The sequence below is a fragment of the Kitasatospora sp. NPDC036993 genome, assembly GCF_055607525.1.
The window spans coordinates 65,102-89,763 of sequence record NZ_JBVJRP010000011.1; the positions used below are offsets into that span (position 1 = coordinate 65,102).

The 24,662-nt window shown below is 75.1% G+C and carries 25 protein-coding genes; 10 read left to right on the forward strand and 15 right to left on the reverse strand.

Annotation, left to right across the window (positions count from 1 at the left end; genetic code table 11):
* Window positions 1-56: 56 nt before the first annotated feature.
* Both treY and treZ read left to right on the forward strand, forming a co-directional pair.
* Window positions 57-2,492 (forward strand): malto-oligosyltrehalose synthase, encoded by a 2,436-nt coding sequence (treY, locus tag ACZ7C5_RS23845; protein ID WP_470323432.1) that lies wholly within the window; start codon window positions 57-59, stop codon window positions 2,490-2,492.
* Entirely contained in the window at window positions 2,492-4,255 is a 1,764-nt protein-coding gene (treZ, locus tag ACZ7C5_RS23850) for a malto-oligosyltrehalose trehalohydrolase (RefSeq protein WP_470323433.1), read from the forward strand. The genes treY and treZ overlap by 1 nt, the downstream gene beginning before the upstream one ends.
* A 12-nt stretch (window positions 4,256-4,267) precedes the next feature.
* Here treZ and ACZ7C5_RS23855 read toward each other — a convergent pair whose 3' ends face one another.
* Together ACZ7C5_RS23855 and ACZ7C5_RS23860 are read right to left on the reverse strand one after the other, a co-directional pair.
* Window positions 4,268-5,161, reverse strand: a complete 894-nt coding sequence (locus tag ACZ7C5_RS23855; protein ID WP_401079226.1) for a transketolase family protein — start codon at window positions 5,159-5,161, stop codon at window positions 4,268-4,270.
* Between the two features lie 47 nt (window positions 5,162-5,208).
* Window positions 5,209-5,922: a transketolase gene (locus ACZ7C5_RS23860; protein WP_470323434.1), complete on the reverse strand. Its 714-nt coding sequence runs from the start codon at window positions 5,920-5,922 to the stop codon at window positions 5,209-5,211.
* A gap of 57 nt (window positions 5,923-5,979) precedes the next feature.
* Between ACZ7C5_RS23860 and soxR the strand changes: the two genes are divergently transcribed.
* A complete protein-coding gene (soxR, locus tag ACZ7C5_RS23865; protein WP_470323435.1) occupies window positions 5,980-6,525 on the forward strand; it encodes a redox-sensitive transcriptional activator SoxR in 546 nt (181 codons plus the stop codon).
* Window positions 6,526-6,630: 105 nt separating this feature from the next.
* Here the strand turns inward: soxR and ACZ7C5_RS23870 are convergent, their stop codons facing one another.
* A complete protein-coding gene (locus ACZ7C5_RS23870) occupies window positions 6,631-7,239 on the reverse strand; it encodes a CGNR zinc finger domain-containing protein (protein ID WP_470323436.1) in 609 nt (202 codons plus the stop codon).
* A gap of 155 nt (window positions 7,240-7,394) precedes the next feature.
* On the opposite strand from ACZ7C5_RS23870, the gene ACZ7C5_RS23875 reads away from it, so the two are divergent.
* Window positions 7,395-8,462 carry an alcohol dehydrogenase catalytic domain-containing protein gene (locus tag ACZ7C5_RS23875; protein WP_470323437.1) on the forward strand — a complete coding sequence of 356 codons (1,068 nt, stop codon included), beginning with the start codon at window positions 7,395-7,397 and terminating at the stop codon, window positions 8,460-8,462.
* Window positions 8,463-8,530: 68 nt separating this feature from the next.
* Complete coding sequence (locus tag ACZ7C5_RS23880; protein ID WP_470323438.1) at window positions 8,531-9,532, forward strand: alpha/beta hydrolase; 1,002 nt, start codon at window positions 8,531-8,533, stop codon at window positions 9,530-9,532.
* Here ACZ7C5_RS23880 and ACZ7C5_RS23885 read toward each other — a convergent pair.
* The 4 genes from ACZ7C5_RS23885 to ACZ7C5_RS23900 form a co-directional block, all read right to left on the reverse strand.
* The gene (locus tag ACZ7C5_RS23885) at window positions 9,529-10,062 is read right to left on the reverse strand and encodes a GNAT family N-acetyltransferase (protein ID WP_401079214.1); all 534 of its coding nucleotides are present in this window, start codon (window positions 10,060-10,062) and stop codon (window positions 9,529-9,531) included. The two genes, ACZ7C5_RS23880 and ACZ7C5_RS23885, sit on opposite strands and share 4 nt — an antisense overlap.
* Before the next feature lie 82 nt (window positions 10,063-10,144).
* Complete coding sequence (locus ACZ7C5_RS23890; RefSeq protein ID WP_401079212.1) at window positions 10,145-10,801, reverse strand: formylglycine-generating enzyme family protein; 657 nt, start codon at window positions 10,799-10,801, stop codon at window positions 10,145-10,147.
* A gap of 59 nt (window positions 10,802-10,860) precedes the next feature.
* Window positions 10,861-11,370 (reverse strand): hypothetical protein, encoded by a 510-nt coding sequence (locus ACZ7C5_RS23895; RefSeq protein ID WP_470323439.1) that lies wholly within the window; start codon window positions 11,368-11,370, stop codon window positions 10,861-10,863.
* A gap of 155 nt (window positions 11,371-11,525) precedes the next feature.
* Complete coding sequence (locus tag ACZ7C5_RS23900) at window positions 11,526-13,616, reverse strand: HelD family protein (RefSeq protein WP_470323440.1); 2,091 nt, start codon at window positions 13,614-13,616, stop codon at window positions 11,526-11,528.
* 78 nt (window positions 13,617-13,694) lie between these two features.
* On the opposite strand from ACZ7C5_RS23900, the gene ACZ7C5_RS23905 reads away from it, so the two are divergent.
* Complete coding sequence (locus ACZ7C5_RS23905; RefSeq protein ID WP_470323441.1) at window positions 13,695-14,357, forward strand: class I SAM-dependent methyltransferase; 663 nt, start codon at window positions 13,695-13,697, stop codon at window positions 14,355-14,357.
* Window positions 14,358-14,391: 34 nt separating this feature from the next.
* Here ACZ7C5_RS23905 and ACZ7C5_RS23910 read toward each other — a convergent pair whose 3' ends face one another.
* A complete protein-coding gene (locus tag ACZ7C5_RS23910; protein ID WP_401079204.1) occupies window positions 14,392-14,883 on the reverse strand; it encodes a MarR family transcriptional regulator in 492 nt (163 codons plus the stop codon).
* A 99-nt stretch (window positions 14,884-14,982) separates the two neighbouring features.
* Between ACZ7C5_RS23910 and ACZ7C5_RS23915 the strand changes: the two genes are divergently transcribed.
* Together ACZ7C5_RS23915 and ACZ7C5_RS23920 are read left to right on the forward strand one after the other, a co-directional pair.
* On the forward strand, window positions 14,983-15,366 hold the full coding sequence (locus ACZ7C5_RS23915) for a hypothetical protein (protein ID WP_401079202.1): 384 nt from the start codon (window positions 14,983-14,985) through the stop codon (window positions 15,364-15,366).
* A 474-nt stretch (window positions 15,367-15,840) separates the two neighbouring features.
* The gene (locus ACZ7C5_RS23920) at window positions 15,841-16,611 is read left to right on the forward strand and encodes a hypothetical protein (RefSeq protein WP_401079200.1); all 771 of its coding nucleotides are present in this window, start codon (window positions 15,841-15,843) and stop codon (window positions 16,609-16,611) included.
* 84 nt (window positions 16,612-16,695) lie between these two features.
* Here ACZ7C5_RS23920 and ACZ7C5_RS23925 read toward each other — a convergent pair whose 3' ends face one another.
* The 3 genes from ACZ7C5_RS23925 to ACZ7C5_RS23935 form a co-directional block, all read right to left on the reverse strand.
* Window positions 16,696-17,241, reverse strand: a complete 546-nt coding sequence (locus tag ACZ7C5_RS23925) for a hypothetical protein (RefSeq protein WP_401079198.1) — start codon at window positions 17,239-17,241, stop codon at window positions 16,696-16,698.
* A 171-nt stretch (window positions 17,242-17,412) separates the two neighbouring features.
* The gene (locus ACZ7C5_RS23930) at window positions 17,413-17,973 is read right to left on the reverse strand and encodes a GNAT family N-acetyltransferase (RefSeq protein WP_401079196.1); all 561 of its coding nucleotides are present in this window, start codon (window positions 17,971-17,973) and stop codon (window positions 17,413-17,415) included.
* 65 nt (window positions 17,974-18,038) lie between these two features.
* Complete coding sequence (locus ACZ7C5_RS23935) at window positions 18,039-18,941, reverse strand: LysR family transcriptional regulator (RefSeq protein WP_470323490.1); 903 nt, start codon at window positions 18,939-18,941, stop codon at window positions 18,039-18,041.
* Between the two features lie 79 nt (window positions 18,942-19,020).
* Here ACZ7C5_RS23935 and ACZ7C5_RS23940 point away from each other — a divergent pair, with 79 nt between their 5' ends.
* A complete protein-coding gene (locus tag ACZ7C5_RS23940; RefSeq protein ID WP_470323442.1) occupies window positions 19,021-19,806 on the forward strand; it encodes a CTP synthase C-terminal region-related (seleno)protein in 786 nt (261 codons plus the stop codon).
* Window positions 19,807-19,813: 7 nt separating this feature from the next.
* Here the strand turns inward: ACZ7C5_RS23940 and ACZ7C5_RS23945 are convergent, their stop codons facing one another.
* The 3 genes from ACZ7C5_RS23945 to ACZ7C5_RS23955 all read right to left on the reverse strand — a co-directional run bounded on the left by ACZ7C5_RS23945 (window position 19,814) and on the right by ACZ7C5_RS23955 (window position 21,909).
* The gene (locus ACZ7C5_RS23945; protein ID WP_401079192.1) at window positions 19,814-20,368 is read right to left on the reverse strand and encodes a GNAT family N-acetyltransferase; all 555 of its coding nucleotides are present in this window, start codon (window positions 20,366-20,368) and stop codon (window positions 19,814-19,816) included.
* A 171-nt stretch (window positions 20,369-20,539) separates the two neighbouring features.
* Complete coding sequence (coaE, locus tag ACZ7C5_RS23950) at window positions 20,540-21,139, reverse strand: dephospho-CoA kinase (protein WP_401079190.1); 600 nt, start codon at window positions 21,137-21,139, stop codon at window positions 20,540-20,542.
* A 119-nt stretch (window positions 21,140-21,258) separates the two neighbouring features.
* Window positions 21,259-21,909, reverse strand: coding sequence for an MBL fold metallo-hydrolase (locus ACZ7C5_RS23955; RefSeq protein WP_401079188.1), 651 nt, complete (start codon window positions 21,907-21,909; stop codon window positions 21,259-21,261).
* A gap of 62 nt (window positions 21,910-21,971) precedes the next feature.
* On the opposite strand from ACZ7C5_RS23955, the gene ACZ7C5_RS23960 reads away from it, so the two are divergent.
* A complete protein-coding gene (locus ACZ7C5_RS23960) occupies window positions 21,972-22,403 on the forward strand; it encodes a MarR family winged helix-turn-helix transcriptional regulator (RefSeq protein ID WP_470323443.1) in 432 nt (143 codons plus the stop codon).
* Here ACZ7C5_RS23960 and ACZ7C5_RS23965 read toward each other — a convergent pair.
* Window positions 22,383-24,635: an MMPL family transporter gene (locus ACZ7C5_RS23965; protein ID WP_470323444.1), complete on the reverse strand. Its 2,253-nt coding sequence runs from the start codon at window positions 24,633-24,635 to the stop codon at window positions 22,383-22,385. The genes ACZ7C5_RS23960 and ACZ7C5_RS23965 overlap by 21 nt on opposite strands.
* Between the last annotated feature and the right edge of the window lie 27 nt (window positions 24,636-24,662).

A 24,662-nucleotide genomic window follows, 5' to 3' on the forward strand; every position in this document is an offset into this window, starting at 1 on the left:
CTGTTCGGATCAGCAGCGGGTCTTGGCGCCGGGCTCCCCCGGGTACCTATGGAGCTATGACCCCCGCCGCCGAGCCCGCGCAGCCCCGCCCGGCCGCCACCGTCCCCTCGTCCACGTACCGCCTCCAGCTCCAGCCCGGCTTCACCCTCCGCGACGCCACCGCCGCCGTCCCGTACCTGGCCGCCCTCGGCGTCTCCCACCTGCACCTCTCCCCGCTGCTGGAGGCCGTCCCCGGCTCCACCCACGGCTACGACACCGTCGACCACACCCGGATCAGCGAGCAGCTCGGCGGCGAGCCGGCCCTGCGCGAGCTGGCCGCCGCCGCGCAGCGCCACGGACTGCGGCTGATCGCCGACGTGGTGCCCAACCACATGGCCGTGCCCGCCCCCGAGCGGCTCAACCGGCCGCTGTGGCAGGTGCTGCGCGACGGGCCCGACTCGCCGTACGCGCGCTGGTTCGACATCGACTGGACCGCCCAGCCGGGCCCCGCCGACGCCCCGGCGCGCGGCCGGGTGCTGCTGCCGCTGCTCGGCGACCGGCTCGGCGCCGTGCTCCACGAGTTCACCGTGGACGCCGGCGTGCTGCGCTACCACGAGCACGAGCTGCCGCTGCGCCCCGGCACCGAGGAGCTTCCGCTGCCGGAGCTGCTCGCCCGCCAGTGGTACCGGCCGGCCTGGTGGCGGCTGGCCCGCACCGAGCTCAACTACCGGCGCTTCTTCACCGTCAACGAGCTGATCGCGCTGCGCGCCGAGGACCCCGAGGTGTTCGCCGCCACCCACGCCGTGCTGCTCGCCCTGCACGCCGACGGCGTCCTGGACGGCTTCCGGATCGACCACCCGGACGGGCTCGCCGACCCGCGCGGCTACCTGCGGCGCCTCGCCGGGGCGACCGGCGGCGCGTACGTCGTGGTCGAGAAGATCCTCACCGGCGAGGAGCGGCTGCCCGAGGACTGGCCGGTGGCCGGCACCACCGGCTACGACGCGCTGCGCCGGATCGACGGCGTGCTCACCGACCACGCGGGCGCCTGCCGGCTGGCGGGGGCGTACGAGTCCTTCCGGCACGGCGGCCCGGTCCGGGACCTCTGCGCGGACCCGCACCCCGCGATCGCCGCCGCCCGGCGGGGGCGGGCCGACATGACCGGCCCGGACGGCGAACTCGCCGCCGAGGTCGAGCGGCTGGCGCGGATCGCGCTGCGGATCGGCACCGCCGAGCCCGCGCACGCCGACCACTCCCCCGCGCAGCTGCGCGCGGCGCTCGGCCGGCTGCTCACCGGCTACCCGGCGTACCGGCCGTACGCCCGGCCCGGCGAGCCGCCTCCACCGGCCTCCGAGGACCAGCTGCGGGCCGCCCTGGACTGCTCCGCCGACCCGACCGACCGGCTGGTCGCCGCGCTCGCGCTCGGCGAGCTGGGCCGGGGCGCGGACAAGGACGAGTTCTGCGTGCGCTTCGCCCAGACCGCCGCCGCGGTGGCCGCCAAGGGCGTCGAGGACACCGCCTTCTACCGCTGGAACGCGCTGCCGGGCCTCAACGAGGTCGGCGGCGAGCCCGCCAGGCCCGGGCTGCACCCGGCGGAGTTCCACGACTGGTGCCGCCGGCAGGAGCGCGCCTGGCCGCACGGCATGACGGTGCTCTCCACCCACGACACCAAGCGCAGCGCGGACGCCAGGGCCCGCCTCTCCGTGCTCGCCGAGCGGCCGGACGCCTGGGCCGCCGAGGCCGCCGCCTGGTCCACCGCGGCCGGGCCCGGTTTCGACCGGGACGCCGACTGGCTGCTCTGGCACACCCTGGTCGCCGCCTGGCCGGTCACGCCGGACCGGCTGGTCACCGCCCTGCTCAAGGCCGCCCGCGAGGCCAAGCTGCACACCTCCTGGACCACCCCCGACGCCCGCTACGAGCGGGCCCTGGAGCAGCGGGCCCGCTCGGTCCACGGCCACCCCGGGCTGCTGCCCAGGATCGAGGGCGCCGTGCACGCCCTCGCCCCGTACGCCCGCGCCAACACCCTGGCCGCCGCGCTGCTGCACCTCACCGTGCCGGGCGTGCCCGACCTCTACCAGGGCAGCGAGGAGCCGCTGTACACCCTGGTCGACCCGGACAACCGGGGCGTGGTGGACTTCGGCGCGCTCGCCGTCCGGCTCACCGACGCGGCCGCGCCGCGCCCCGGCGACCTCGCCCGGGAGAAGCTCCACCTCACCACCACCGCGCTGCACCTGCGCCGCTCCGGCCCGTTCGGCCGGTACCGGCCGCTGGCCGCCGTCGGCCTCTCCGCCGACCACCTGCTGGCCTTCGCCCGGGGCGAGGACGTGATCACCGCCGTCACCCGGCTGCCGTACGGGCTGGAGCGGGCGGGCGGCTGGCGCGACACCGTGCTGGAGCTGCCCGCGGGCACGCCGTGGACGGACGAGCTGACCGGGCGGAGCTTCCCACCGGGCGCGGTGCCGGTGGCCGAGCTGCTGGCGGCCCTGCCGGTGGCGCTGCTGACGAGGAGGGGCTGATGCCGGTCTACGAGGTGTGGGCACCCAACGCGGGTTCCCGGGTGCGGGTCGAAGTCGACGGAACGGCACACGAGTTGGCCCGCAGCGCGGACCGGGCGGGCTGGTGGTCCGGCGAGGCCCCGGCGGGCGACTACGCCTTCCGGCTCGACGAAGGGCCGCCACTGCCCGACCCGCGCTCGCCCCGGCAGCCGCACGGCCCGCACGGCCCCAGCCGCCCGGTGGACCACGCCGCGTTCCGCTGGTCGCACCCCGGCCGGCGCGGCCGGGCGCTGCCCGGCGCGGTGCTGTACGAGCTGCACGTGGGCACCTTCACGGCCGCCGGCACCTTCGACGCCGCCGCCGGACGCCTGGACCACCTGGTCGAGCTGGGCGTGGACTTCGTCGAGCTGATGCCGGTCTGCCCGTTCCCCGGCAGGCACGGCTGGGGCTACGACGGGGTCTCGCTCTGGGCCGTCCACGAGCCCTACGGCGGGCCCGAGGGGCTCAAGCGCTTCGTCGACGCCGCCCACCGCAAGGGCCTCGGGGTGGTGCTGGACGTGGTGCACAACCACCTCGGCCCTTCGGGCAACTACCTTCCCGCGTACGGCCCGTACTTCACCGACCGGCACCACACCCCGTGGGGATCCGCGGTCAACCTGGACGCGCCCGGCTCGGACGAGGTGCGCGCCTACCTGGTCGGCAGCGCGCTGGCCTGGCTGCGCGACTACCGGATCGACGGGCTGCGACTGGACGCCGTGCACGCCCTCGCGGACGACCGGGCGGTCCACTTCCTGGAGGAACTCTCCCGCGAGGTTGCGAAGTTGGCGGTCGCCACCAACCGGCCGCTGTTCCTCGTCGCCGAGTCCGACCGCAATGACCCGGCCACCACCACCCCCCGCGAGGCCGGCGGGCAGGGCCTCACCGCGCAGTGGAGCGACGACTTCCACCACGCCCTGCACTGCGCGCTCACCGGCGAATCCCAGGGCTACTACCGGGACTTCGCGCGCGAGCCGCTCGCCGCCGTCGCCAAGGCGCTCACCCGGGGGTTCTTCCACGACGGCGGCCGGTCCTCCTTCCGCGGCCGCCGCCACGGACGCCCGTTCGCCCCGCTCGGCGAAGGGCACCGGCTGCTCGGCTACCTCCAGACCCACGACCAGGTCGGCAACCGGGCACTCGGGGACCGCCTCTCCGCCGGCCTCTCCCCCGGCCGGCTCGCCTGCGGCGCCGCGCTGGTGCTCACCTCGCCGTTCACCCCGATGCTGTTCATGGGCGAGGAGTGGGGCGCCGCGACCCCCTGGCAGTACTTCACCGACCACACGGAACCGGACCTCGCCGAGGCCGTCCGGCGGGGCCGGCGGCGGGAGTTCGCCGAGCATGGCTGGGCCGCCGAGGCCGTCCCCGACCCCCAGGAGCCGGCCACCCTGCTGCGCTCGGTCCTCAACTGGACCGAGCCGCGGCGCGGACCGCACGCCGAACTGCTGCTCTGGTACCGGACGTTGATCAGGCTTCGGCGCGAACGGCCGGAGCTGTCCGACCCCGACCTCGGCGCGGTACGGGTGGCGTACGACGAGGCGGCGGGCTGGCTGGTGGTGCACCGGGGGCCGTACCGGGTCGCGGTCAACCTCGGCCCCGGCGAGGCCTCGCTGCCACTGGGGACCGCCGGGCGCGAGGTGGTGGCGGCCTTCGGTGCGGCGGCACTGGAGGGGACGGCGCCGGAGGGGATGGCGCCGGACGGGGCGGCGGTGCGGCTGGCGGCGGACACGGTGGCGATCGTCGCCGTGTAGCGACCCGAGCGACTACCAGAGGAAGGTGCCGATCCGCTCCCGGAGCGACGGGGCGTCCAGGCCGTAGGCGGCCAGGTGCTCCTGGATCGAGCCGTAGTGCCGGTGCTCCTCGCGCGGCACGCCCAGCGCCAGCACCCGGTGCGGGCGGTCGGCCAGCGCCGCGTGCGCCTCGTTGGCCGAGGTGCCCGCCAGGTACGGCTCGACCAGCACCACGTCCGCCCGGTCGCCGAGCGCCGCGCGCAGTCCGGCGGCGTCGAAGGGGCGCACCGTCGCCGCGTACTGCACCGTGACGTCCAGGCCCTCGGTGGCCGCGAGCACCGCGTCCAGCATCGGCCCGACGGCGAGCACCGTGCCGCGCGAGCCCGTACGGACGGTGGTGAAACGGCCCGGCTCGACCGGCACCGGGGCTCCGTTCCGGTGCTCCGAGAGCCGGACGTACACGTTGCGGTCGCCGTCCGCGTAGGCGTGGCGCAGCAGTTGCTCGGCCTCGTCCGGGTGGCCGGGGACGTGGACCGTCCAGTCCGGCAGGGTGTCCAGCAGGGCGACGTCGCCCGGGGACATGTGGGTGCGGCCGCCGGCCGGCCAGTCGTACGAGCCCGCGGCGCTCACCAGGACGGCGCCGACGCCCTGGTGGACGAGGTCCAACTTGACCTGCTCGAAGGGGCGTTCGATCAGAAAGCTGGCGAAGGTGTGGGCGATCGGACGCATCCCGGTGAGCGCCAGGCCGCCGGCCGCGCCGATCAGCAGCTGCTCGCGGATCCCGACGTTGACCACCCGGTCGGGGTGGCGCTCCTGGGCCGGGGCGAAGGCCGCCGCGGTGATGTCGGCGAGCACCAGGGCCAGCCGGGGGTCCTCGTCCAGCAGTCGGCTGGTCACGTCCACGAAGCGGTCGCGCATGGTGTCCATCGGTGAAGTCCCTTTCGTTGTCTGCGGATCGGCAGTGATCGAGGCGCTCAGAGGCCCTTGGGCTCGACCCGGGCGACCACCACGTGCGGGCGGCCCGGGTGCTCGGCGGTGAACGCCCGGTACAGCGCCTCGTGGTCGCGCCCGTCCACCGTCTCGGCGGACCATCCCTCGGCCGCGAACCGCCGGGCGATGCCGCCCTGCCAGCCGTGCGTGGCCGAGGAGTTGTCGATCACCACCACGTGCAGCCGGTCCAGTCCGCAGGCCCCGGCGAAGGCCACCGCCTCGGCGTTGGAGCCCTCGTCGAACTCCGCGTCGCCGACCAGCACCCAGACCGCCGGGCCGGCCAGGCCCTGCGCCCGAAGCCCGAGCGCGGTGCCGACGGCCAGCGGCAGGCCGTGCCCGAGCGAACCGGAGGCGATCTCCACGCCGGGGAGCAGCGTGCGGTCCGGGTGGTGGCCGAGCGGCGAGTCGTAGCCGCCGAAGCTCGGCAGCACCTGCGGGTCGAGGAAGCCCTTGGCAGCCAGCACGGCGTAGTAGGCCATCGGGCCGTGGCCCTTGGAGAGCAGGAAGCGGTCGCGGTCCTGCGCGTCGGCGGTGTCCGGGGCCACCCGCAGCACCCGGTCGTACAGCACCCAGAGCGCGTCCAGGGTGGAGGTCGCGGCGGGGCCGTGCTTCTCGGCGCCGGTCATCAGCCCCATCAGCGCGGGCAGGTCCTCGAAGCGGGTGCCGGTCGCGGTCTTGGCGGTCGCGTTCGTCGTCATGACCACGATGGTGCAACTTAAAGCCAGCTTGAGGTCAAGCGGCTACAGTGGGCTCCCATGACCGCCCACCCCGACGGCCGCCGCACCGGCGGCCCGCACCACGGCGACCTCCTCACCATCGGCCAACTCGGCGACCGCAGCGGCCTCGCCGCCTCCGCGCTGCGCTACTACGAGAGCCTCGGGCTGATCCAGGCCACCCGCACCGCCGGCGGCCAGCGCCGCTACACCCGCGGCACACTGCGCCGGATCGCCTTCATCCGCGCCGCCCAGCGGGTCGGCCTCTCCCTGGACGAGGCGAAGGTCGCCCTCGACCGCCTCCCCGAGCGCCCTGCCCCCAGCGGCAGCGAGTGGGACCGGGTCGCCGAGTCCTGGCAGAGCCGGATCGACGAGCAGATCACCGAACTCCGGCTGCTGAAGGCCAAGCTCACCGGCTGCATCGGCTGCGGCTGCCTCTCGCTCTCCCGCTGCGCCCTCTACAACGCCGCCGACCGCGCCGGCGAGGCCGGGCCCGGCGCCCGCTACCTGCTCACCCGCAACCCGGACGACGGCCCGGAGCCGGCCTCCTCGGACGCCGACGCCCGCGGGAGCCGCTGCCCGTCCTGACGCCGAACGACCCCTGAGGGCACGGGCGTCAGCCCGTGCCCTCCACCTTGCACGCCCGCACCCCTCCACGCCCACGGCGCCCCGCCGCGCCGAAGCCGACGCGCCCTACTCGCCGTCGGCGGTCGTCCGCGCCCTGGCCCGGTAGGCGCGCTTCTTGACGAGAGCGCCGCAGGTCTTCATCGAGCACCAGCGCCGGGCGCCCGCCCGGGAGGTGTCCACGAACGGCGTGCCGCAGGCGGGGTTTCCGCAGATCCGCACGCGCGCGCGGTGTTCGGAGTCGCAGAGCGCGATCAGGTCCCGCGCGACCATGGAGAGCACCGCGCCGGCCCCGCCCCCGCGCCAGCGCACGGAGGCCGCGCCGGCCGAGAGCTCGGGCACCGAAGTGGGCTCGGCCGCGGCGCCGTTGACGAGCGCGATGTCCTCGGCGGCGGGCGGCGCCGCGTCCGCCAGGGCCCGGCCCGTCCGCTGGATCGCCTCGCGCAGCGCCCTGGCGCGCTCCAGGTCGGCTTCGGTGCAGACCGGCGCGGCCGTGGTGCAGCCGCTCTCCACGCACCAGCGGCTCAGGTCCTCCGGCAGGACCAGCCGTTCGACGTGCACGTCCGCGCCGCGGTCGGCCAGCGTGCCGGCGAAGGCGAAACACAGCCGCGCGTCGTCGAACCGGAAGTCGGTCTTGGCGCGCTGGCGCCCTTCACGTCGGCCACCCTCGTCGTTCATGTCCACCACTTTATGCGGTTGACATGAAGCTCGGCAAGCACATAGCTTCCAAGTCCACCGCTTGAATCGGTGGACATTGCGAGGGTCCGCCGCTCCGCAGCACCGACCGCGGACCGCTCGCCACACCGCTCACCAGACACGAGGAGGTCGCGCCCATGCGCGCCGCAGTCATCGAGGAACTCCACCAGCCGCTCGTCATCCGCGAGGTGCCCGACCCGGTGTGCCCGCCGGACGGCGCCGTCCTGCGCGTCGGGGCGAACGGCATCTGCCGCACCGACTGGGCCCTGTGGGCCGGGGACTTCTGGACGGGAGGGCCTCGGGTCGAGGCCCCGTTCGTGCTCGGCCACGAGTTCGCCGGCACCGTCGTGGAGGTCGGCCGGGAGGTGCGGGGCTGGAAGGAGGGCGACCGCGTCATCTTCCCGATGAACCCCGGCGAGGGGAACTGCGAGATGTGCCGCAGCGGCAACCAGCACGTCTGCGACCACGTGGACTCGCTCGTGCCCGGGGTGTCCTACTGGGGCGCCTTCGCCGAGTACGTCATGGTCCGCTTCGCCGACGTCAACCTGGTCGAGATGCCGGAGTCCGTCGGCTTCGTCGACGTCGCCGCCCTGGCCTGCCGCTACATGACCGCCTTCCACGGTGTCGTCGACCAGGCCCGGGTCCGCGGCGGGGAATGGGTCGCGGTGTACGGAGCCGGCGGCGGCATGGGCCTGTCGACGGTGGAGATCGCCGCGGCGACCGGCGCCAACGTCATCGCGATCGACATCGACGAGGAGAAGCTGGCGGCCGCGCGCGCCCTGGGCGCCGTCCACACCGTCAACGCTGCCACGGACGATCCGACGGAGGCGGTGAAGACCCTCACCAGGGGCGGCGCCCACGTGTCCGTCGACGCCGTCGGGATCGCCGAGGCCTGCCGCAACTCCGTCCTGTCCCTGCGGACGCGCGGCCGCCACCTCCAGCTCGGGCACACCACCGGCGCCGAGAAGGGTGACGTCGCGCTGCCGGTCGACGTGATGATGGTCAAGGAGCTGGAGTTCCTGAGCGCGTTCGGCATGCAGGGCCAGCGCTTCGGCACGATGCTCAACATGATCGAGGCCGGGCGCCTCAACCCCGGCCGGATCGTGACCCGCACCGTCGGCCTGCACGAGGCGAGCGGGGTCCTGGAGTCCCTGGAGACCTACGGGCCGACCGGAGTGGTCGTCATCGACGAGTTCCGGGCCTGAATCCCCCGCTCACCCACCGACAACGGCGCCGGTCCGCGGCGCCCTCCCCATGGAAAGCAGGCCCACCCATGCCCGTCTCCCGTCTGCTGATGGACCGGGAACTCGGCCAGGCCCTCGACGGCGTCCCGATGACCCCCAACGGCGCCTTCGACCTGACCGACATCGCCGCGACCCGCGAGGCACTCCGCTCCTTCGCCGAGTCGGTCGCCGCCGGCACGCCCGACGACCCGTCCGTCGTCACGGAGGAACACCGGGTGAGCCGGCCGGACGGCCCGGACGTACCCGTCCGCCTGCTGCGGCCCACCGCCGCGCCCGGACCGCTGCCGGTGATGCTCTGGTTCCACGGCGGCGGGCAGGTGCTCGGCTTCGCCGCCCAGGACGACCCGTGGCTCAAGCGGCTGAGCTCCCGGCTCGGGTGCGCCGTCGCCGCGGTCGACTACCGGCTCGCCCCGGAAACCCCCTCCCCCGGCGCCGCCGAGGACGGCTTCGCCGCCTACCGGTGGCTCGGCCGCGAAGCCGGCGTCCTGGGCCTGGACGGAGCCCGCATCGGCATCGCGGGCCAGAGCGGAGGCGGCGGCATCGCGGCGGCCACCGCGCTGCTGGTCCGGGACCGCGGCGGCGCGGCACCGCTGTTCCAGTCGCTGACGTACCCGATGCTCGACGACCGCAACCTGACCGCGTCGAGCCACGAGATCACCGACATCGGCATCTGGGACCGCTCCACCAACATCCTCGCCTGGCAGACGATCCTGGGCGACCGCGCCGGAACCGACGAGGTCTCCCCGTACTCGGCGCCCTCCCGCGCGGACGATCTGGGCTCGCTGCCGCCCACGTTCATCGCGGTCGGCGAACTCGACTGCTTCCGCGACGAGGACCTCGACTACGCGACCCGCCTGCGCGCCCACGGGGTCCCGGTCGAAATGCACCTGTACCCCGGCGCCTACCACGCCTTCGACCTGTTCGCCCCCGAGTCGCAGCTCGCGGCCACCTTCCAGCAGACCTGGTTCAGCTACCTCGCCCGGAAGTTCGGGGACGCGGCCCCGGCCGGGCACCGCCCGGGGCGGGTCTAGGCCCGGGGGTCGGTGCGCAGCAGGCTGTAGCGGACGACGTCGCGCCACTCCCCGGCGCGGAAGGTCACCGCGCGCTGGACGCCCTCCCGGGTGAAGCCGAGCTTCTCCAGGACGCGCTGCTCGGCCAGGTTGCCCGCCTCCGTGTCCGCCTCCAGCCGCATCACCGGCGTGTGCGCGAACAGGTAGTCCACCAGCAGCCGTTGGGCGCGCGTGCCGATCCCCCGGCCGCGCGCCTTCGGCAGCAGCTGCACGCCGAGGGTCCAGTACGGGGCGGCCGGCCGCACCCCGGCGCGGCCGGCGGCGACGAAGCCGGCGAACCCGCCCCCGGCGACGACCGCGAACACCCACTGCTCGTCCCCGAGCAGCCCGTTCTCCGCCCACCGGCGGCGGAACCGCTGCGGGTCCTGCCAGCCGTACCACTGGAACTCGCCCAGCGCCTCGGGCTCGTTCAGCAACACGTCGATGGCGGACAGGTCGGCCTCGACGACCGGGCGCAGCGAAACGCCTTCCTCGGCTCTCTCATCACTCATGCAGGCGTCAACGCGCGTGGACGGGGTGACGGTTCCTCATACCGCCGGGGGAATGCGCGCGGATGCCCCGCGGGCCTGCGGTTCAGCGCGCCGCGGCCTCCCCCGCCGCGCCCGCGCTCCCTCCGGAGAGCGACCGCGCGAGCCGGAAGCCCACGTCGTCGATCCGCAGCGTCGGGTGGCTGCGGCGGCGGACGGAGGCGCGGCAGCTCCAGTGCTCGTCGAACCAGCCGCCGCCGCGCAGGACGCGGTAGTCCCCGTACACCGCGGGGTCGTAGCGGTCCCAGCACCACTCCCAGACGTTGCCGAGCAGGTCGTGCAGCCCGTGGGCGTTCGGGCGCAGCCCGCCGACCTCGTGCGGGCGCTCGTCCGAGTTGCCGCGGTACCAGGCGATCTCGTCCAGCGGGCCGTAGCGCGGGCCTTCGGTGCCGGCCCGGCAGGCGTGCTCCCACTCGGCCTCGGTGGGCAGCCGGTAGCCGTCGGCGGTGCGGTCCCAGGAGACGTCCTCACCGTCCGCCGCGTAGGCGGGAGTGCGGCCCTCGCGCCGGGAGAGTTCGTTGCAGTAGTGGACGGCGTCGAGCCAGGAGACGCTGTGGGCCGGGCGGCGGTCACCGGTCGCGCCTTCGTACTGTTCGCGGGTCACCGGACAGGCCGCCAGCTCGTACGAGGCGACGTCGACGGCCCAACTCTGCTGGGTGCGACGGTCGGAGAGCGTGACGCGGCCGGACGGAACGGTGATCATCCGGCGATCCTAGGACGTGTCCTCACGCTCGCGCCCGCGGGGCGCCGAACGGCCGGGCCCTAGCTGCTGCGCGAGGCGAAGGGCCGTTCCCAGGTCAGTGCCCGGACCGCGAGGTAGGTCCAGCCGATCACCGTGACCGCCGTGAACACCCAGGCGACCACGGCCGCGCGGCGGCCGCACTCGCCGCCCCTGGCCCGCTGGAACCCGGCGATCAGGCCGGCGATCGCGGTGGCCGGGAGGGCCAGGAGGGTGAGGAGGGTGAGGTAGGACAGCCAGCCGCCGACGAGCAGCGCGACCATGGCGCCGAAGAGTCCCGTCGGCACCGACACCGTCGCCAGCGTCATCCCGGCGGCCGCGCAGGCGACCCGGAAGTGGTCGCGCCGCCGGAAGAACGGTGGAACGGCACACGGCACGACGCACAGCATGACGCACAGCAGTCCGAACGCGGACAGCACACCCTGCCCGGAGCCCGCCGCCACGGGGATCAGCGGCAGCAGGAACGCCCCGACCCCCAGCCCGGACATCCACCGGGCACTCACCGGCACCGCCACCATGCTCTCCCCCTGCACACCGGCTATCTGAACGCGCTCAAAACCTAGCACCCGGGGGGGGGCTGGATCGCCGAGCGGGCGGGCGTGACGGCGACGCCAATGGTGATGGTGACAGTGGTCAACCGCTCCCCCGACTCGGAGGAGGGCCTGTCCGCCCAGGCCCTCGACCGGGCCTACCCGCCCGCCGACCGCACGGTGACCGTGCACAGCCGCTTGGTGGCGCGGGTGAGGGCGACGTACAGGTCCCGCTCACCGGCCGGGCGGGCGGCGACGATCCCGTCCGGGTCGACCACGACGGCCTCGTCGAACTCCAGGCCGCGCGCCTGCGAGGCCGGCACCAGCCGGGCGTACCGCTCGACCCCCGCGGCGGCCAGCTCCGCCACCCTGTCGTCCGCGCACACCACCCCGAGCAGCTCGCCCGGGTGCGCCGCGCTCTGCGCCCGCAGCTCCCGGAGGAGGTCCCCCGCGAGCCGCCGCGGTTCCACCGCGACCGTACGGGGTTCCTCGCCGTGCCGGATCGACCGGACGGGCGGCTGCCCCGGGGCGATCCGGGCGAGCAACTCCCCCGTGGTGGCCAGGATCTCCTCCGTGGTCCGGTAGCTGACGGTCAGCGTCCGCAGGTCGAAGCGCCGGCCGACGTGCGGGTCGAGCGCCTCGCTCCAGTCCCGTGCGGCCGTCGCCGGGCCCGCCTGCGCGAAGTCGCCGACCAGTGTCATCGACCGGCCGGGGCAGCGGCGCACGACCGTCCGCCACTGCATGGCGGTCAGCTCCTGCGCCTCGTCGACGACGACGTGCCCGAAGGTCCGCCCGGGCGGGCCGTCGACCAGGCTCGCCGCCTCGTCGAGGAGCGGCAGGTCGGCGTCGGTCCACGGCGCTCCGGGTGAGCGCAGCAGCAACGCCCGCTCCTCGTCGGTGAGTTGCGGCAGGTGCTCGGCCAACGCGTCGGCGTCGGCCAGCAGGGCGCCGACGAGGTCGCCGGGCACCAGCCGCGGCCAGAGCCCGTCGACGGCCCGGTCGAGGTGCGGGTCGTCCAGGAGTGCGGCGCGGACGGCGTCGGCGTCGAACTCGTCGGCCCCCGTGGCGGGCGCGTCGTCGATGCCGAGGTTGCGCAGGTCCCGGGCCGCCATCCGGTCGAGGTCGACCCCGGTGAGCTGCATGACCTCGGCATCGAGCCGCTCCAGCGTCGCCGCCGTGTCCCGGGCCAGCGCGCCGGTCAGGGCGTCGACCAGCAGCTCCAGGAACACCCGGCGCGCCCGGTTGTGCGCGAGACCGCTCGCCTGGGCCGCCTGCCGCACCCCGGCGACCTCACCCTCCTCCAGCCGGACCCACTCCTGCCCGACCCTGACCGTGAAGTCCCCGTCCGGGGCCTGCCGCGAACGGACCAGCCCGGCCAGCGCGTCGGCCAGCGCGGCACCGCCCTTGAGCCGCGCCGCCCCGAACCCCTCCACCGCGCCCGGCACGACGCCCGCCAGTTCCCCGCACGTCGCCAGGACGACGTCGTTCTCCCCGAGCGAGGGCAGCACCTGGGAGATGTAGTCCAGGAACCGCGCGTTCGGGCCCAGCACCAGCACCCCGTGCTCGGCCGCCTTCGGGAACGCGTACAGCACGTACGCGGCACGGTGCAGCGCCACCACCGTCTTTCCGGTGCCGGGGCCGCCCTGCACCACCGTCACCCCCCGGTGCGAGGACCGGACGATCGCGTCCTGCTCGACCTGGAGCGTCGCGACCGCCGTCCCCATCCGCCCCGTACGCCGCGCCTGGAGTGCCGCCGCCAACGGGCCGTCGCCGACGACGTCCCCGGCGGTGGGCTCCGAGCCGTCCAGCAGTTCGTCGCTGAGCCCGACCACCGTACGGCCCGTCAGGCTCAGATGACGGCGGCGCCGCAGCCCCATCGGATGGACCGGCGTCGCCTCGTAGAAGGAGCGGGCCGCCTCCGCCCGCCAGTCCACCAGGAGCGGCAGCTCGTCCTCGTCGCGTTGCAGGCCCAGCCGCCCGATCCGCAGCACCATCCCGTCCGCCAGGTCGATCCGGCCGAACACCAGCCCGCCCTCGGCCCCCTCCAGCCGCCGCACCTCACCGGCCAGCCGCCCGGCCGCCACCTCCCGCTCGTACACCTCGCCCGCACCGTCCGCCACCGAGGCCAGCACCTGCCCCAGCGACGCCCGCGCCCCGGCGAGCCGCTCGTCGAACAGCGCGCCGATGGCGGACACCCGCGCCCGCTCCAACTCCACCTGGCGTTCGGCGTTCTCATTGATCTGCGACAAGGAAGGCCCCTCTCGGTTCGACCCGTCACTATGCAGAGGGATTCCGGAAATGTAAATGTTGACTTGCCCGGACCGAATGTGTCCCTCCATTCCCCGCATTCCATTTCCCGGACGGAATTCCACCGCCGATCGCCGGATACCGGGCGCCGCCGGAGGTTTGACCGAAGCGTTACGCCGGCCCCCGTTCCGGCCCCTCTCCCCGCCCCGCGGAAAGGCCCCTTCCCGGCTCTGGAGAAGGGCGCCGCCAAGCGCCGCTCCGGCCCCGAAGGGCCCGGCTCCGGTCTGCCGCGGAAAGCCCCGGTCACCCACCGCACAGGGGATGAGGAGCGCGCCCGCGAGGCCGGCACCGGCCTCCGGTTCCACCGGGCCGACATCTTCGACGCCGAACTCCCCCACGCCCACTACGACCTGGTCTACGACTCCGGCTGCCTGCACCACCTCGCGCCGCACCGGCGGGTCAGCTACCTCGCCCTCCTCGACCGGGTCCTGGCGCCGGGCGGACACTTCGGCGTCACCGCGTTCGCGGCCGGCGCGATGGGCTCCGAGCGGTCCGACGAGGAGCTCTACCGGCTGGGCACCCTGGAGGGCGGCCTCGCCTACTCACCGGACGAACTCCGCTCGCTCTTCCGCGAGTTCACCCCGCTGGAGATCCGCCCGATGGCCGCCCAGGCCGCGGGCTCCGGGCTGTTCGGCGTCCCCTTCCTGCTCGCCGCGCTCTTCCGGCGGGCCACCCACGGCTAGCGCGCACGGCTGACACCCGCGGCCGGCCCGCGCGTCAGTCCCGCTCCCGCCCCACCGCCGCCTCGTACGCCAGCAGCGTGTCGACCACCAGACGCCGCTGCGCCGGGCCGAGCGGTCCGAGGGCCGTGCGCCAGGCGGCGGCGCCCGGGGCGAGCCAGGCCTCGATCGCGGGCAGCTGCCCCGGGGTGACGGCGACGATGCGGCGCCGGCGGTCGGCCTCGTCCTCGCGCCGTTCGAGGATGCCCTGCCGGCTGAGGTCGCCGACCATCAGGCTGACCGTGGTGGGGGCGACCTCCAGCCGGGCGGCGAGGTCGTTGACGCCCATCGGCCCGTCCAGCAGCAGACAGGCGAGCAGCGACAGGTGACGGGGCGCCAGCGCGAAGCCGCGCAGCGGTTCGGGGACGGGGATCCGCTTGGCCCGCCCGACCAGCCGGGGCATCAGCAGCAGCATCGACCGCACCGCGTCGTCGAGCCCCTCCCCGCCGGCCGGCTGCCCGTCGCGCGGTTCTCCCCCGGGCGTTGACATCGCACACCCCTCCCCAGTTATCTTTGATAGCAAAGCTGTTTTACGTGCAAAGTGAGTCTGTCCGTCCATGGTACGAACCGAGCCGAACGGAGCTCCACCATGCCGCACCTGAGCCTGCACATCCGCGAGGAGTCGCTCGACGCCGACGTCGAGCCGAAGCTCATCGCCGCCCTCACCGGGGCCGTCGCCGCGGTCTTCGGCGAGCGGTTCCGCCCCCTGGTCGCGGTCGAGCTGATCGGGGTCCCGCAGCGCCGCCGGGGCATCGGCGGGGTGCCGACCGAGGAGGCCGCACCGGTGGTCACGCTGAGCATGCGGGAGGCGGCCTACCACCTGCCGCAGGTGCCGGACGCGCCCGCCCGCCTGGTCGCGGCGGCCACCGGGGCGATCACCGACGTGCTCGGCGAGGCCGTCGGGAAGCAGACCGTGGTCACCCTCGACGGCGTGCCGGCGGGCCGCTCCGGCGTCGGCGGCCGGGTCGGCTGACCGCGACCGCCCACCGGCCGCCGGCACTCCCGTACGGCCCGGCGCACCCGCCCCCACCAGCACGGATGCGCCGCCCGGGCCCGCGCAGGACGCGATCGCGCGCCCCCGGCACGCCCCGCACCCCACCCGGCAGAGCCCCCGCGCCCGCTCACACCCGGCCCACCGGCCCCGTCGGCGCCGATCGGGAATCCGTCCCTCCGGCCGGAACCCGGCTTTGCTCCCGGCGGTCCGGTGGCATAGGTTTTCGACGCCGTCGACGCGCCACCGCTGCTGACCGCCCCTCAGTCCCCGGGCGGACGAGGGCGCGAGGAGCCCGGCGGCCGTACGCACGGGGGAGGAGCCGCCATGCCGCAGGCCCGCGACCACCGGTCGACCGGGTGGCGAGGACCGACGGACCGCACCGCCCACCGGCGGCCCGCGGCCGGCCCGCGACCGACCCCGATCCACGCCACCGGACACCCGAGGAACCGTCAGTTGCGCACCGTCAGACTCGTCACCGCCACCGCCGCAGTCCTCGTCTGCCTGGGTGCCCTGAGCGCCTGCGGCCCGGAGGACTCCGGCGAGGACGCCGGAAAGACCGCCGCCCCGGCGGCCGGCGGCACGCCCACCACCAACCCCACCAAGCCGACCGGGTCCGAGAAGGGCATACCGGACAAGGCCTGGATGGACACCAAGAGCATCCCGATGGACGAGAGCTACCACTACACGCCGCTGGCGGCCAACGCCAAGCAGCTCTCCGGCCCGGTCCAGTTCAAGGGCATGGAGCTGTGCCGCGAGGCGCTCGCCAAGGACGACGAGCCGCTGTTCACCGGCACCGCCACCGCGAAGGCCTCGGTCGGCTTCGGCGGGGACCGCTGGACCGCCCAGCAGACCCTGCTGTTCCACGGCGACCCGACCCGCAGCAGCGCCGTCAAGCAGTCCGCCAAGCTGGCAGAGGGCCGCCTGACCGAGGCGCTCAAGTCCTGCGCCAAGACCGCGCCCGGCGCCACCGTGAAGGTCGACAGCGCCCAGGACGCGCCCTACTTCGCCGCCGTCCTGACCGTCCCGCAGGCCGACGGCGGCACCGTCACCCTGCACGAGTACGTGGTCAGCGACGGCGGGGTGGTCAGCGAGCTGGCCGTCTGGGCCACCGCCAAGGCCGGCGCCCAGCCCAAGGACCCCTGGAAGGCCCCCGAGGACAAGTACGTCGGCACCGGCATGACGGCGCCGATGTGCGAGGCCCTGCCGGGCTGCGACGGGCACTGACACCCGGCGGCCGTGCGGGCGGGCGCCCGCCCGCACGGCCGGGCCCCTGGCGGCTCCTTCAGGCCCGTTCCCGGGGAGCCGGCCTCACAGCCCCAGGACGCCGAGCGCGGTGGTCCAGTCGTTCGCGATCGCGCCGCGGGCCGCGTCGAGACCGACCCGGCCGCCGCACACCGCGTTCTTGAGCTTGGTCTCGACGGAGTCCTTGCTCTGCGCCGGCTGGCTGCCGTAGCGCGGCTCGGGCCACAGGTTGGCCGGGTCGCGCGGGGCACCGCCGAGTTCCAGCGGGACGAAGTGGTCCTCCTCGTAGTCCGCCGTGCTGGTGTCCGCGTAGCCGTAGGCCGCGATCTGCTGCACCTTCAGCGCGTTGGTGTAGCTGGTCGGCGGGCGGACGGTGGCGGTCCAGCCGGAGACGCAGATGGTCTGCCCGATGGTCGCCTGGGTGACGTCCGGGTTGTACGCACCCGGGGTGCAGTTCGGGTCGGGCAGCGGCAGGTACGCCTGCGAACAGCCCGTCGCGAGCGGGGCCGGCCCGGCGACGGGTCCGGCGGCCCGCGCGGTGCCGGCGGCGAGCCCGGCGGCCGCGAGGGCGGCCGCCGAGGCGATGACGGCGAGACGGTGACGGAGCATCATGGGGGAAGCACTCCTTGGCCGGCCCGGCCCCTCGCCGGGCGACTGCGTTCATGACAGCACCGTCCGGCCGGCCACCGTCAGGCCCGGGGGCGTGAACGCCTGGTGCCCGCGCCTCCACAACCGTCGTGGGGCCCGCGCGCCGGGCCCCGCGCCCCACCTCCCGTCGGCCGGTCAGCCTCGCGGGACCGCCAGTTCGGTCTCCCTGCGGGTCCGGTCGCCGGGCACCGGCAGTGCCACGCCGGTGCGCTCGAAGCCGGCCTTCAGGTACATCGCCTCGGCCCTGGCGTTGTCCTCGTGGACGAACAGCCGCACCCGCTCGATCCGGGGCTCGGTGAGCGACCACGCCCACTCCTGGACGGTCCGGATCAGCTCGCCCGCCAGCCCGGTGCCCCGCGCCCGCGGCCGGACGTAGACCCCGACCACGTGCACCTGGTCGACCTCGACGACATCGCCCTCCAGGGCCCCGTTCCCGCCGGCCCGTTCGACCACCCCGGTCATCGAGCCGAGCCAGCTCCCGTCCCCGGCCTGCGCGATGAACTGCGCCACGTGCGGGTCCGTCGCGGCCCGGGTGGTGCGCTCCTGCCAGAACTCGTCCGGCCTGGTCACGGCCTGCTCGTGCCTCTCCAGGAAGGCCACGGACGCGACCGGGTCCAGCAGCGCTTCCAGGCGGAGGTCCCTGGCCTGCGGCCAGTCCTCGATCCGTACCCGTCTGATGATGATTCCGGTGCTCATCGCGTGATCATGTCACCGGCACCGGCGGCCCACGCAACCCGGTTTTCGGCGCCGCCGGCCGGCCCTCAGGCCCTGGACCGCTCCAGCAGCAGCGCCAGCAGCGCCGCCGGCCCCTCCGGCAGGCTGCCGTGGACGAGTTCGGTGCGGTGCACCAGCCTGGGCACCGCGATCGGCGCGTACCCGACTCCGAGCGCCGCTCCGAGCGCCCCCGCGAGCACCGGCTCGGGCAGCAGGGTGAGCCCGTGCCCGGCCGCCACCAGCGCGAGCAGCCCGTGCAGGTCGGTGCCCTGGTAGCGGGTGGCGGGCCGGAACCCGTCCACACCGGTGGCCGCGCGCAGCCGGGCCGCGGTGGGGGTGAGGTCCGGGGCGTCCAGCCAGCGGGCGGCGGAGAGGTCGGCGAGGGCGAGGCCGCCTCGGCCGGCCAGCGGGTGGCCGGCGGGCAGGGCGACGGCGACCGGCTGCTCGGCCACCGCGACGGTGCGCAGCGGGCCGACGTCGGGCAGCGGCAGCGGGTCGCTGGGCGCGGCCAGTCCGTCGATCAGGGCGAGGTCGACCTCACCGGTGGCGACCCGGGCGGGCAGGGCGTCCTGGGCGAGCACCCTGACCACCGGCTCCACCCCCGGATACTCCCGGCGCACCTCGCCGAGCGCGCGCCCCAGCGTCGCCCCGACCGCCAGCGGGGTGGCCCCGAGGACCAGCCGGGCGCTCGGGGCGCCGGCCAAGCGCGCGACGTCGGCGCGCGCTGCCTCCAGCCGGACCAGCAGTGGCGCGGCGTGCTCCAGCAGCCGCCGTCCGGCCCCGGTCGGGCCGACCGGGCGGCGGACCAGCACGGCAGCCCCGAGGTCCGCCTCCAGCGCGGCGATCTGCTGGGAGACCGCGGACTGGGTGTAGCCGAGTTCCCGCGCGGCGTCCGAGAAGGAGGCGAGCCGGACGACGGCGACGAAGGTGCGCAGCTGCTGCGGGTCCACGGCGGTCATCAACCGATCTGATCGGAGCTTAAGGAATCATCGTTGGCACTGATCCTGGGTGCGGGGTCAGGATAGCCGCATGACCTACCTGACCCCGCGGGTCGCCCTGGTCGGCGACCGCTCCCCCGCCGTCCGCTCGCACGCCCGCGTCCCCGGCCTGCTGGACGCCCTCGCCGAGCACGACCACCTCGTGCTGGACGCCTACTGGATCCCGACCGGGGACGCCGCCGAGCCCGGCGCCCTGGACGGCTTCGACGCGCTCTGGCTGCTGCCCGGGAGCCCGTACCGCAGCGAGGCGGGCGCGCTGGCCGCCGTCCGGACGGCCCGCGAGCGCGGCATCCCCTTCCTCGGCACCTGCGCCGGGTTCCAGCACGCTGTGCTGGAGTTCGCCCGGAACGTCTGCGGCCTGACCGGGGCCGTCCACGGCGAGGAGCACCCCGACGGGGAGCAGCAGGTGATCGCCCCGCTGGCCTGCTCGCTGGTCGGCCACGAGGGGGCCGTCACGATCACCCCGGGGAGCCTCGCCGAACGGGTCCTCGGCGCCACCCGCACCCTGGAGCGCTACCACTGCGCGTACGGCCTCGACGGCGCCTACCTGGAGCGGCTGTCCGCGCACGGCCTCAGGTTCAGCGGCGTGGACGGGTCGGGCGAGGTGCGCGTCCTGGAGCTGCCGGGCCACCCGTTCTTCCTGGCCTCGCTCTTCCAGCCCGAGCTGTCCGGCGACGGCAGCCGGGCGCATCCGATGATCCGGGCCCTGGCCGGCGCCGCCGTGGCGCACGCGGACGCGGGCACCCCGGCCGCTCCGACCACGCCGACCGCCACGGCCACCCCGACCGTCATGACCGCTCCGTCCGCCACGGCCTGAGCGCACCTCACAGCGGCAGCGAACGCAGCCGCACCGGCCCCTCCGGCCAGCCGGCCCCCGCCACCAGCGGCGCCCACATGGTCCGCAGCGGCATCTGCGCCAGCCGCCCCTCCGGCTGTTCCACCGTCACCGCCTCCGCCACCTTCCGGAATCCGAGCTCCCGGTAGAACGCGGCCAGCGGCGGACGGCAGAACAGCAGCGCGTACCGGTGGCCGAGCGTGGCCGCGTGGTCGAGGGCGGCCCCGGCCACGGCCCGCGCGAGGCCGCCGTGGCGCCGGTGGGGCGCGACGCAGACCCCGCCGACGCCCATCGCCGCCAGGTCGGTGCCGCCCACGGTGAGCGGCAGCGGCCGCAGCCCGGCGTGGGCGACGAGCCGGCCGTCGTCGGCCCGGACCCCGAAGTGGATCTCCTTGGGCAGGAAGGTCAGCCCGGTGTACGCGACGCCGTACGGGTCGTCCGTCGGGCCGAGGATCTCCTCCTGCTCGGCGCGGCCGTACCGGGCGAGCCGTTCGACCACCGGGGCCCCGGTGAGGTGCTGCTCGGGAGAGAAACGATCATTCATTCCGCCATGCTCCCCTCCCACCAGGGCCGATAACCAGTCCCTTCCCGGCCACTCGATCCGATGATCGTCCCGGAGCCGCGCCGGCGCCCGGCCCGTCACCGCGGCGGCCCGACCGAGCCACTGAGCCCCCGAGTCGCTGAGCCGCCGAACCGCCGAACCGCCGAACCGGCGTCAGGCCGCCGCGCGCCGCGCCAGCTCGGCCCAGACCTCCGCCACCCGCGCGTCCAGCTCCGCCAGGCCGGCGCTGTTGTCGATCACCAGGTCCGCGATCGCCAGCCGGTCCTCCCGGGAGGCCTGCGCGGCCATCCGGGCCCGGGACTCCTCCTCGGTCGTCCCGCGCAGCCGGACGAGCCGCTCCAGCCGCACCTCGTCGGCCGCGTCCACCACCACGACCAGGTCGAACAGCGGCGCCAGCCCGTTCTCGGCCAGCAGCGGCACGTCGTGCACCACGACCGCGTCCGGCGCGGCCGCCGCCTCCAGCTCGGCGGAGCGGGCCCGCACCAGCGGGTGGACGATCGCGTTCAGCGCCTTCAGCCGCTCCGGGTCGGCGAACACGACCGCTCCGAGCGCCGGACGGTCCAGCGTGCCGTCCTCCCGCAGTACCTGCGGGCCGAACTCGGCGACCACCGCCGCCAGACCGTCCGTCCCGGGGGCGACCACCTCGCGGGCGATCACGTCGGAGTCCACGATCACCGCGCCGCGCGCGGCGAACAGCCGGGACACCTCGCTCTTGCCCGCACCGATGCCGCCCGTCAGTCCGATCTTCAGCATGCCCGTCAGGCTACCGGCGCGGCACCGGAAGCGTCAGCACGGGGCGTCAGCACGGGGCGTCAGCACGGGGCGTCAGCACGGGGCGTCAGCACCGTGATCCCACACCACCGGCACCCCGGTCAGCCCAGCTCCAGGCTCTCGCCCTCGCCCAGCACCGCCAGTTCCGCCCCCGTCCCCGGCCCCTCGGGCCCGACCAGCCGGGTCTGCACGGCGAGCCCGATCGGGCTGAGCACCGCCTCGTGCACCGGCACCGCCCGGCGCGGCCCGGCCTCCCGGACGTAGTCGATCACCTCGGAGGCCTTGCTCCAGGGCGCCGCGAGCGGCAGCAGCAGGGTCTCCACGGCGTGCGGCGGCACGGTGAACGCGTCGCCGGGGTGGAACAGCCGGCCGTCGAAGAGGAAGCCGATGTTCGGCACCCGCGGGATGTCCCGGTGGATCTCCGCGTGCCACTCGCCGTGCACCGAGACGCTCAGCCCGCCGGGCCCACCGATCTCGAAGACGTCACCCTCGCCGACCACGCCGACCCGCTGCGCCACGCCGTCCAGCCGGTCGGCGACGGCCCGGTTGGTCCACACCCGCAGCGCCGGGTCGGCCTCCAGCGCGGCGCGCAGCCGGGACTCCTCGAAGTGGTCCATGTGCTCGTGGGTGATCAGGACGGCGTCCGCTCCGGCCAGTGCGGCGGGGTCGGTGAACGCCCCCGGATCGACGACGACGGTGCTGCCGCCGTGCTCGACGCGTACGCAGGCGTGTCCGAACTTGGTGATTCGCATGCCCGAAACCCTACAGCAAAGCTGTACAGCAAGGCTGGATACATTCCGGATAGACTCCTCCCATGACCAGCGACACCCCCCACCCGGACACCCTGGAACTCGCCGCCGACCTGCGTGCCGCGCTCGGCCGCCTGGTCCGCTCCCTGCGCGACGGCGACGAGCTGCCGCAGAACCAGGCCGCCATCCTCGGCCGGCTGGTCCGCGACGAGCGTTCCCGCACGGTCGCCGAACTCGCCGCGCTCCAGCGGGTCCGCCACCAGTCGATGGCCCGCACCGTCACCCTGATGACCGAGGCCGGACTGGTCACCCAGCAGCCCCACCCCACCGACGGCCGCAAGCTGCTCGTCGCCGCCACCGGGGCCGGCCGCACCGCCCTGCTCGACCAGCGGGCCCGCCGCGAACACCGGATCGCCACCGCCATCGAGTCCCGCCTCAGCCCCGCCGAGCAGGACCGGCTCCGCGCGGCGGTCGCCCTACTGGACCGCCTGTCCTGAGCCGACCAGGCCCTTGGCCACCGACTGCTCCGCCGACTGTTCCACCGGCTCTTCCGCCGACCGCGGCGCCGGGACCGCCGCCGCGCCGACCTCCGGCAGGTCGACGTGCTCGCTCAGCCCGAACCGCCGGTGCAGCCGCCGCAGCGGTGCGGGCGCCCACCAGTTGAACTCGCCGAACAGGCTCATCGCGGCGGGCACCAGCAGGCACCGAACCAGCGTCGCGTCCACCGCGACGGCGACGGCCAGCGCGATGCCCATCTGCTTGACCATCAGCATGTCCCCGAGCGCGAACCCGGCGAAGACGATCACCATCAGCAGCGCCGCCGAGGTGATGATCCGACCGCTGCGCTGCACGCCCAGCTCCACCGCCCGGACACAGTCGTGCCCGCGCAGGGTCAGCTCCCTGATCCGGGAGAGCAGGAACACCTCGTAGTCCATCGACAGCCCGAAGGCGAACGCGAAGACCAGCACCGGGATGAAGGTCTCCAGCCCGCCGGTCGGACTGAACCCGAGCAGCCCGCTGAACCAGCCGTCCTGGAACACCAGGGTGAGCGCGCCGAGCGAGGCCCCCAGCGAGAGCAGGTTCATCAGCAGCGCCTTGACCGGCATCACCACCGAGCCGGTCATCAGGAACAGCAGCACCAGCGTCCCGGCCGCGACCAGACCCAGCGCCCACGGTCCGCGCGAGAGCAGCTCGTCCTGGAAGTCCACCACCGAGGCCGCGCCGCCGGTGACGTACGTGGTGAGCCCGCCCCGGTCGGCCCGCAGCTCCCGCACCACCTGCTTGGCCTGCCCGCCCTGCGGGTCCCCGTGCACCAGCACGTCGATCGTGGAGGCCGCGTCGCCCACCGGCGAGACGGCCCGCACCCCGCTCACCCCCGGCAGCTTGGCGACCACGTCGTCCGCGTACGCCTGCGCCACCTTCGCGCCGCCCTCGACCACCACCGTGACCGGCGCCTCCGAGGCCTGCGGGAAGCGCTGGTCGATCGTCTCGGCGACCTGCCGCCCCGCCGAGGAGACGGGCAGCACCGCGGCGCCGGAGCTGCGCATGTCCGCGTGGAGGAAGGGCGCCCCGGCCGCCATCAGCAGCGCCACCGAGGCGAGCGTGACCGCGACCGCCCGCTTGCGCACCCGGCGCACGGTCCGGCTGAAGAACCCCTCGTCCGCGACGGGCGCGGTGGGCGCCTTGATCCGCGCCCCGGCGAAGCCGAGCAGCGCGGGGATCAGCGTCAGCGCGGCGGCGACGGCGATCACCACCACGCTCACCCCGGCCGCCGCCACCGCGCCGAGCACCGGGCTGGTGAAGACGAAGAGGCCCGACAGCGCGACGGCCACGGTCAGTCCGGAGAAGGCGACGGTGCGCCCGGCGGTCGCCGCGGTGCGTTCGACGGCGGCGGCGATGTCGGCGCCGTGGCCGCGCTCCTCGCGGAAACGATTCACCATGAGCAGCGCGTAGTCGATCGAGAGGCCGAGCCCCAGCACCGTGGCGATCGGCAGCACGCTGGTGTCGATGTCCATGATCCGGCTGAAACCGAACATGGCCAGCAGCGCGCCGCCCACCGAGGCGACCGCCCCGATCACCGGCAGCGAGGCCGCCGCCAGACCGCCGAAGACCAGCACCATGACGATCAGCGTGAGCGGCAGCGTCACCAGCTCGCCGAACCGGGTGTCCTGCTCGGTCTGCTTCTTGACCTCCTGCTGGAGCACCAGGTCCCCGCCGACCGTGACGTGGGCGCCGCCCGTCCCGTCCAGCGCCGCGAGCCGCTGGGTGACGGCGTCGGTCTGGGCGGTGCTCGCGCTGTCGGCCATCCGTACGGTGACCAGGCTCGCCGTCCCGTCGGCGGAGCGCAGCGCGGCCGGCGCCGGGCCGGGACCGTACGCGTCGAGCGCGGAGGAGACCCCGGGCAGACCGGCGATCTCGGCGGTGGCCCGTTCGACGGCGGCCCGCACAGCCGGATCGTCCACCGGCCGGCCGTCCACCACGGCGGTGACCGTTCCCTTGGCCGGGTCGGCCGCGGTGACCACCGCGCTGCCCCGGTCGGCCTCGGCGCTGGCGGAGGAGGCTCCGGCCACCGAACTCTCGAAGACCCGGCCCCCGATCAGCACGCCGACCGCCAGGACGACGGCCCAGAAGCCGAGCACCCAGCGACGGTGGCGGAAGCAGAACCGGCCGACGGCCGCGAGCCGGCCGCCGACCACGGCGGTGGGGGCGGCGGAGGAGGGGTTGCGCATGAGGAGCCTTTCGGGCAGCTCCCCTCA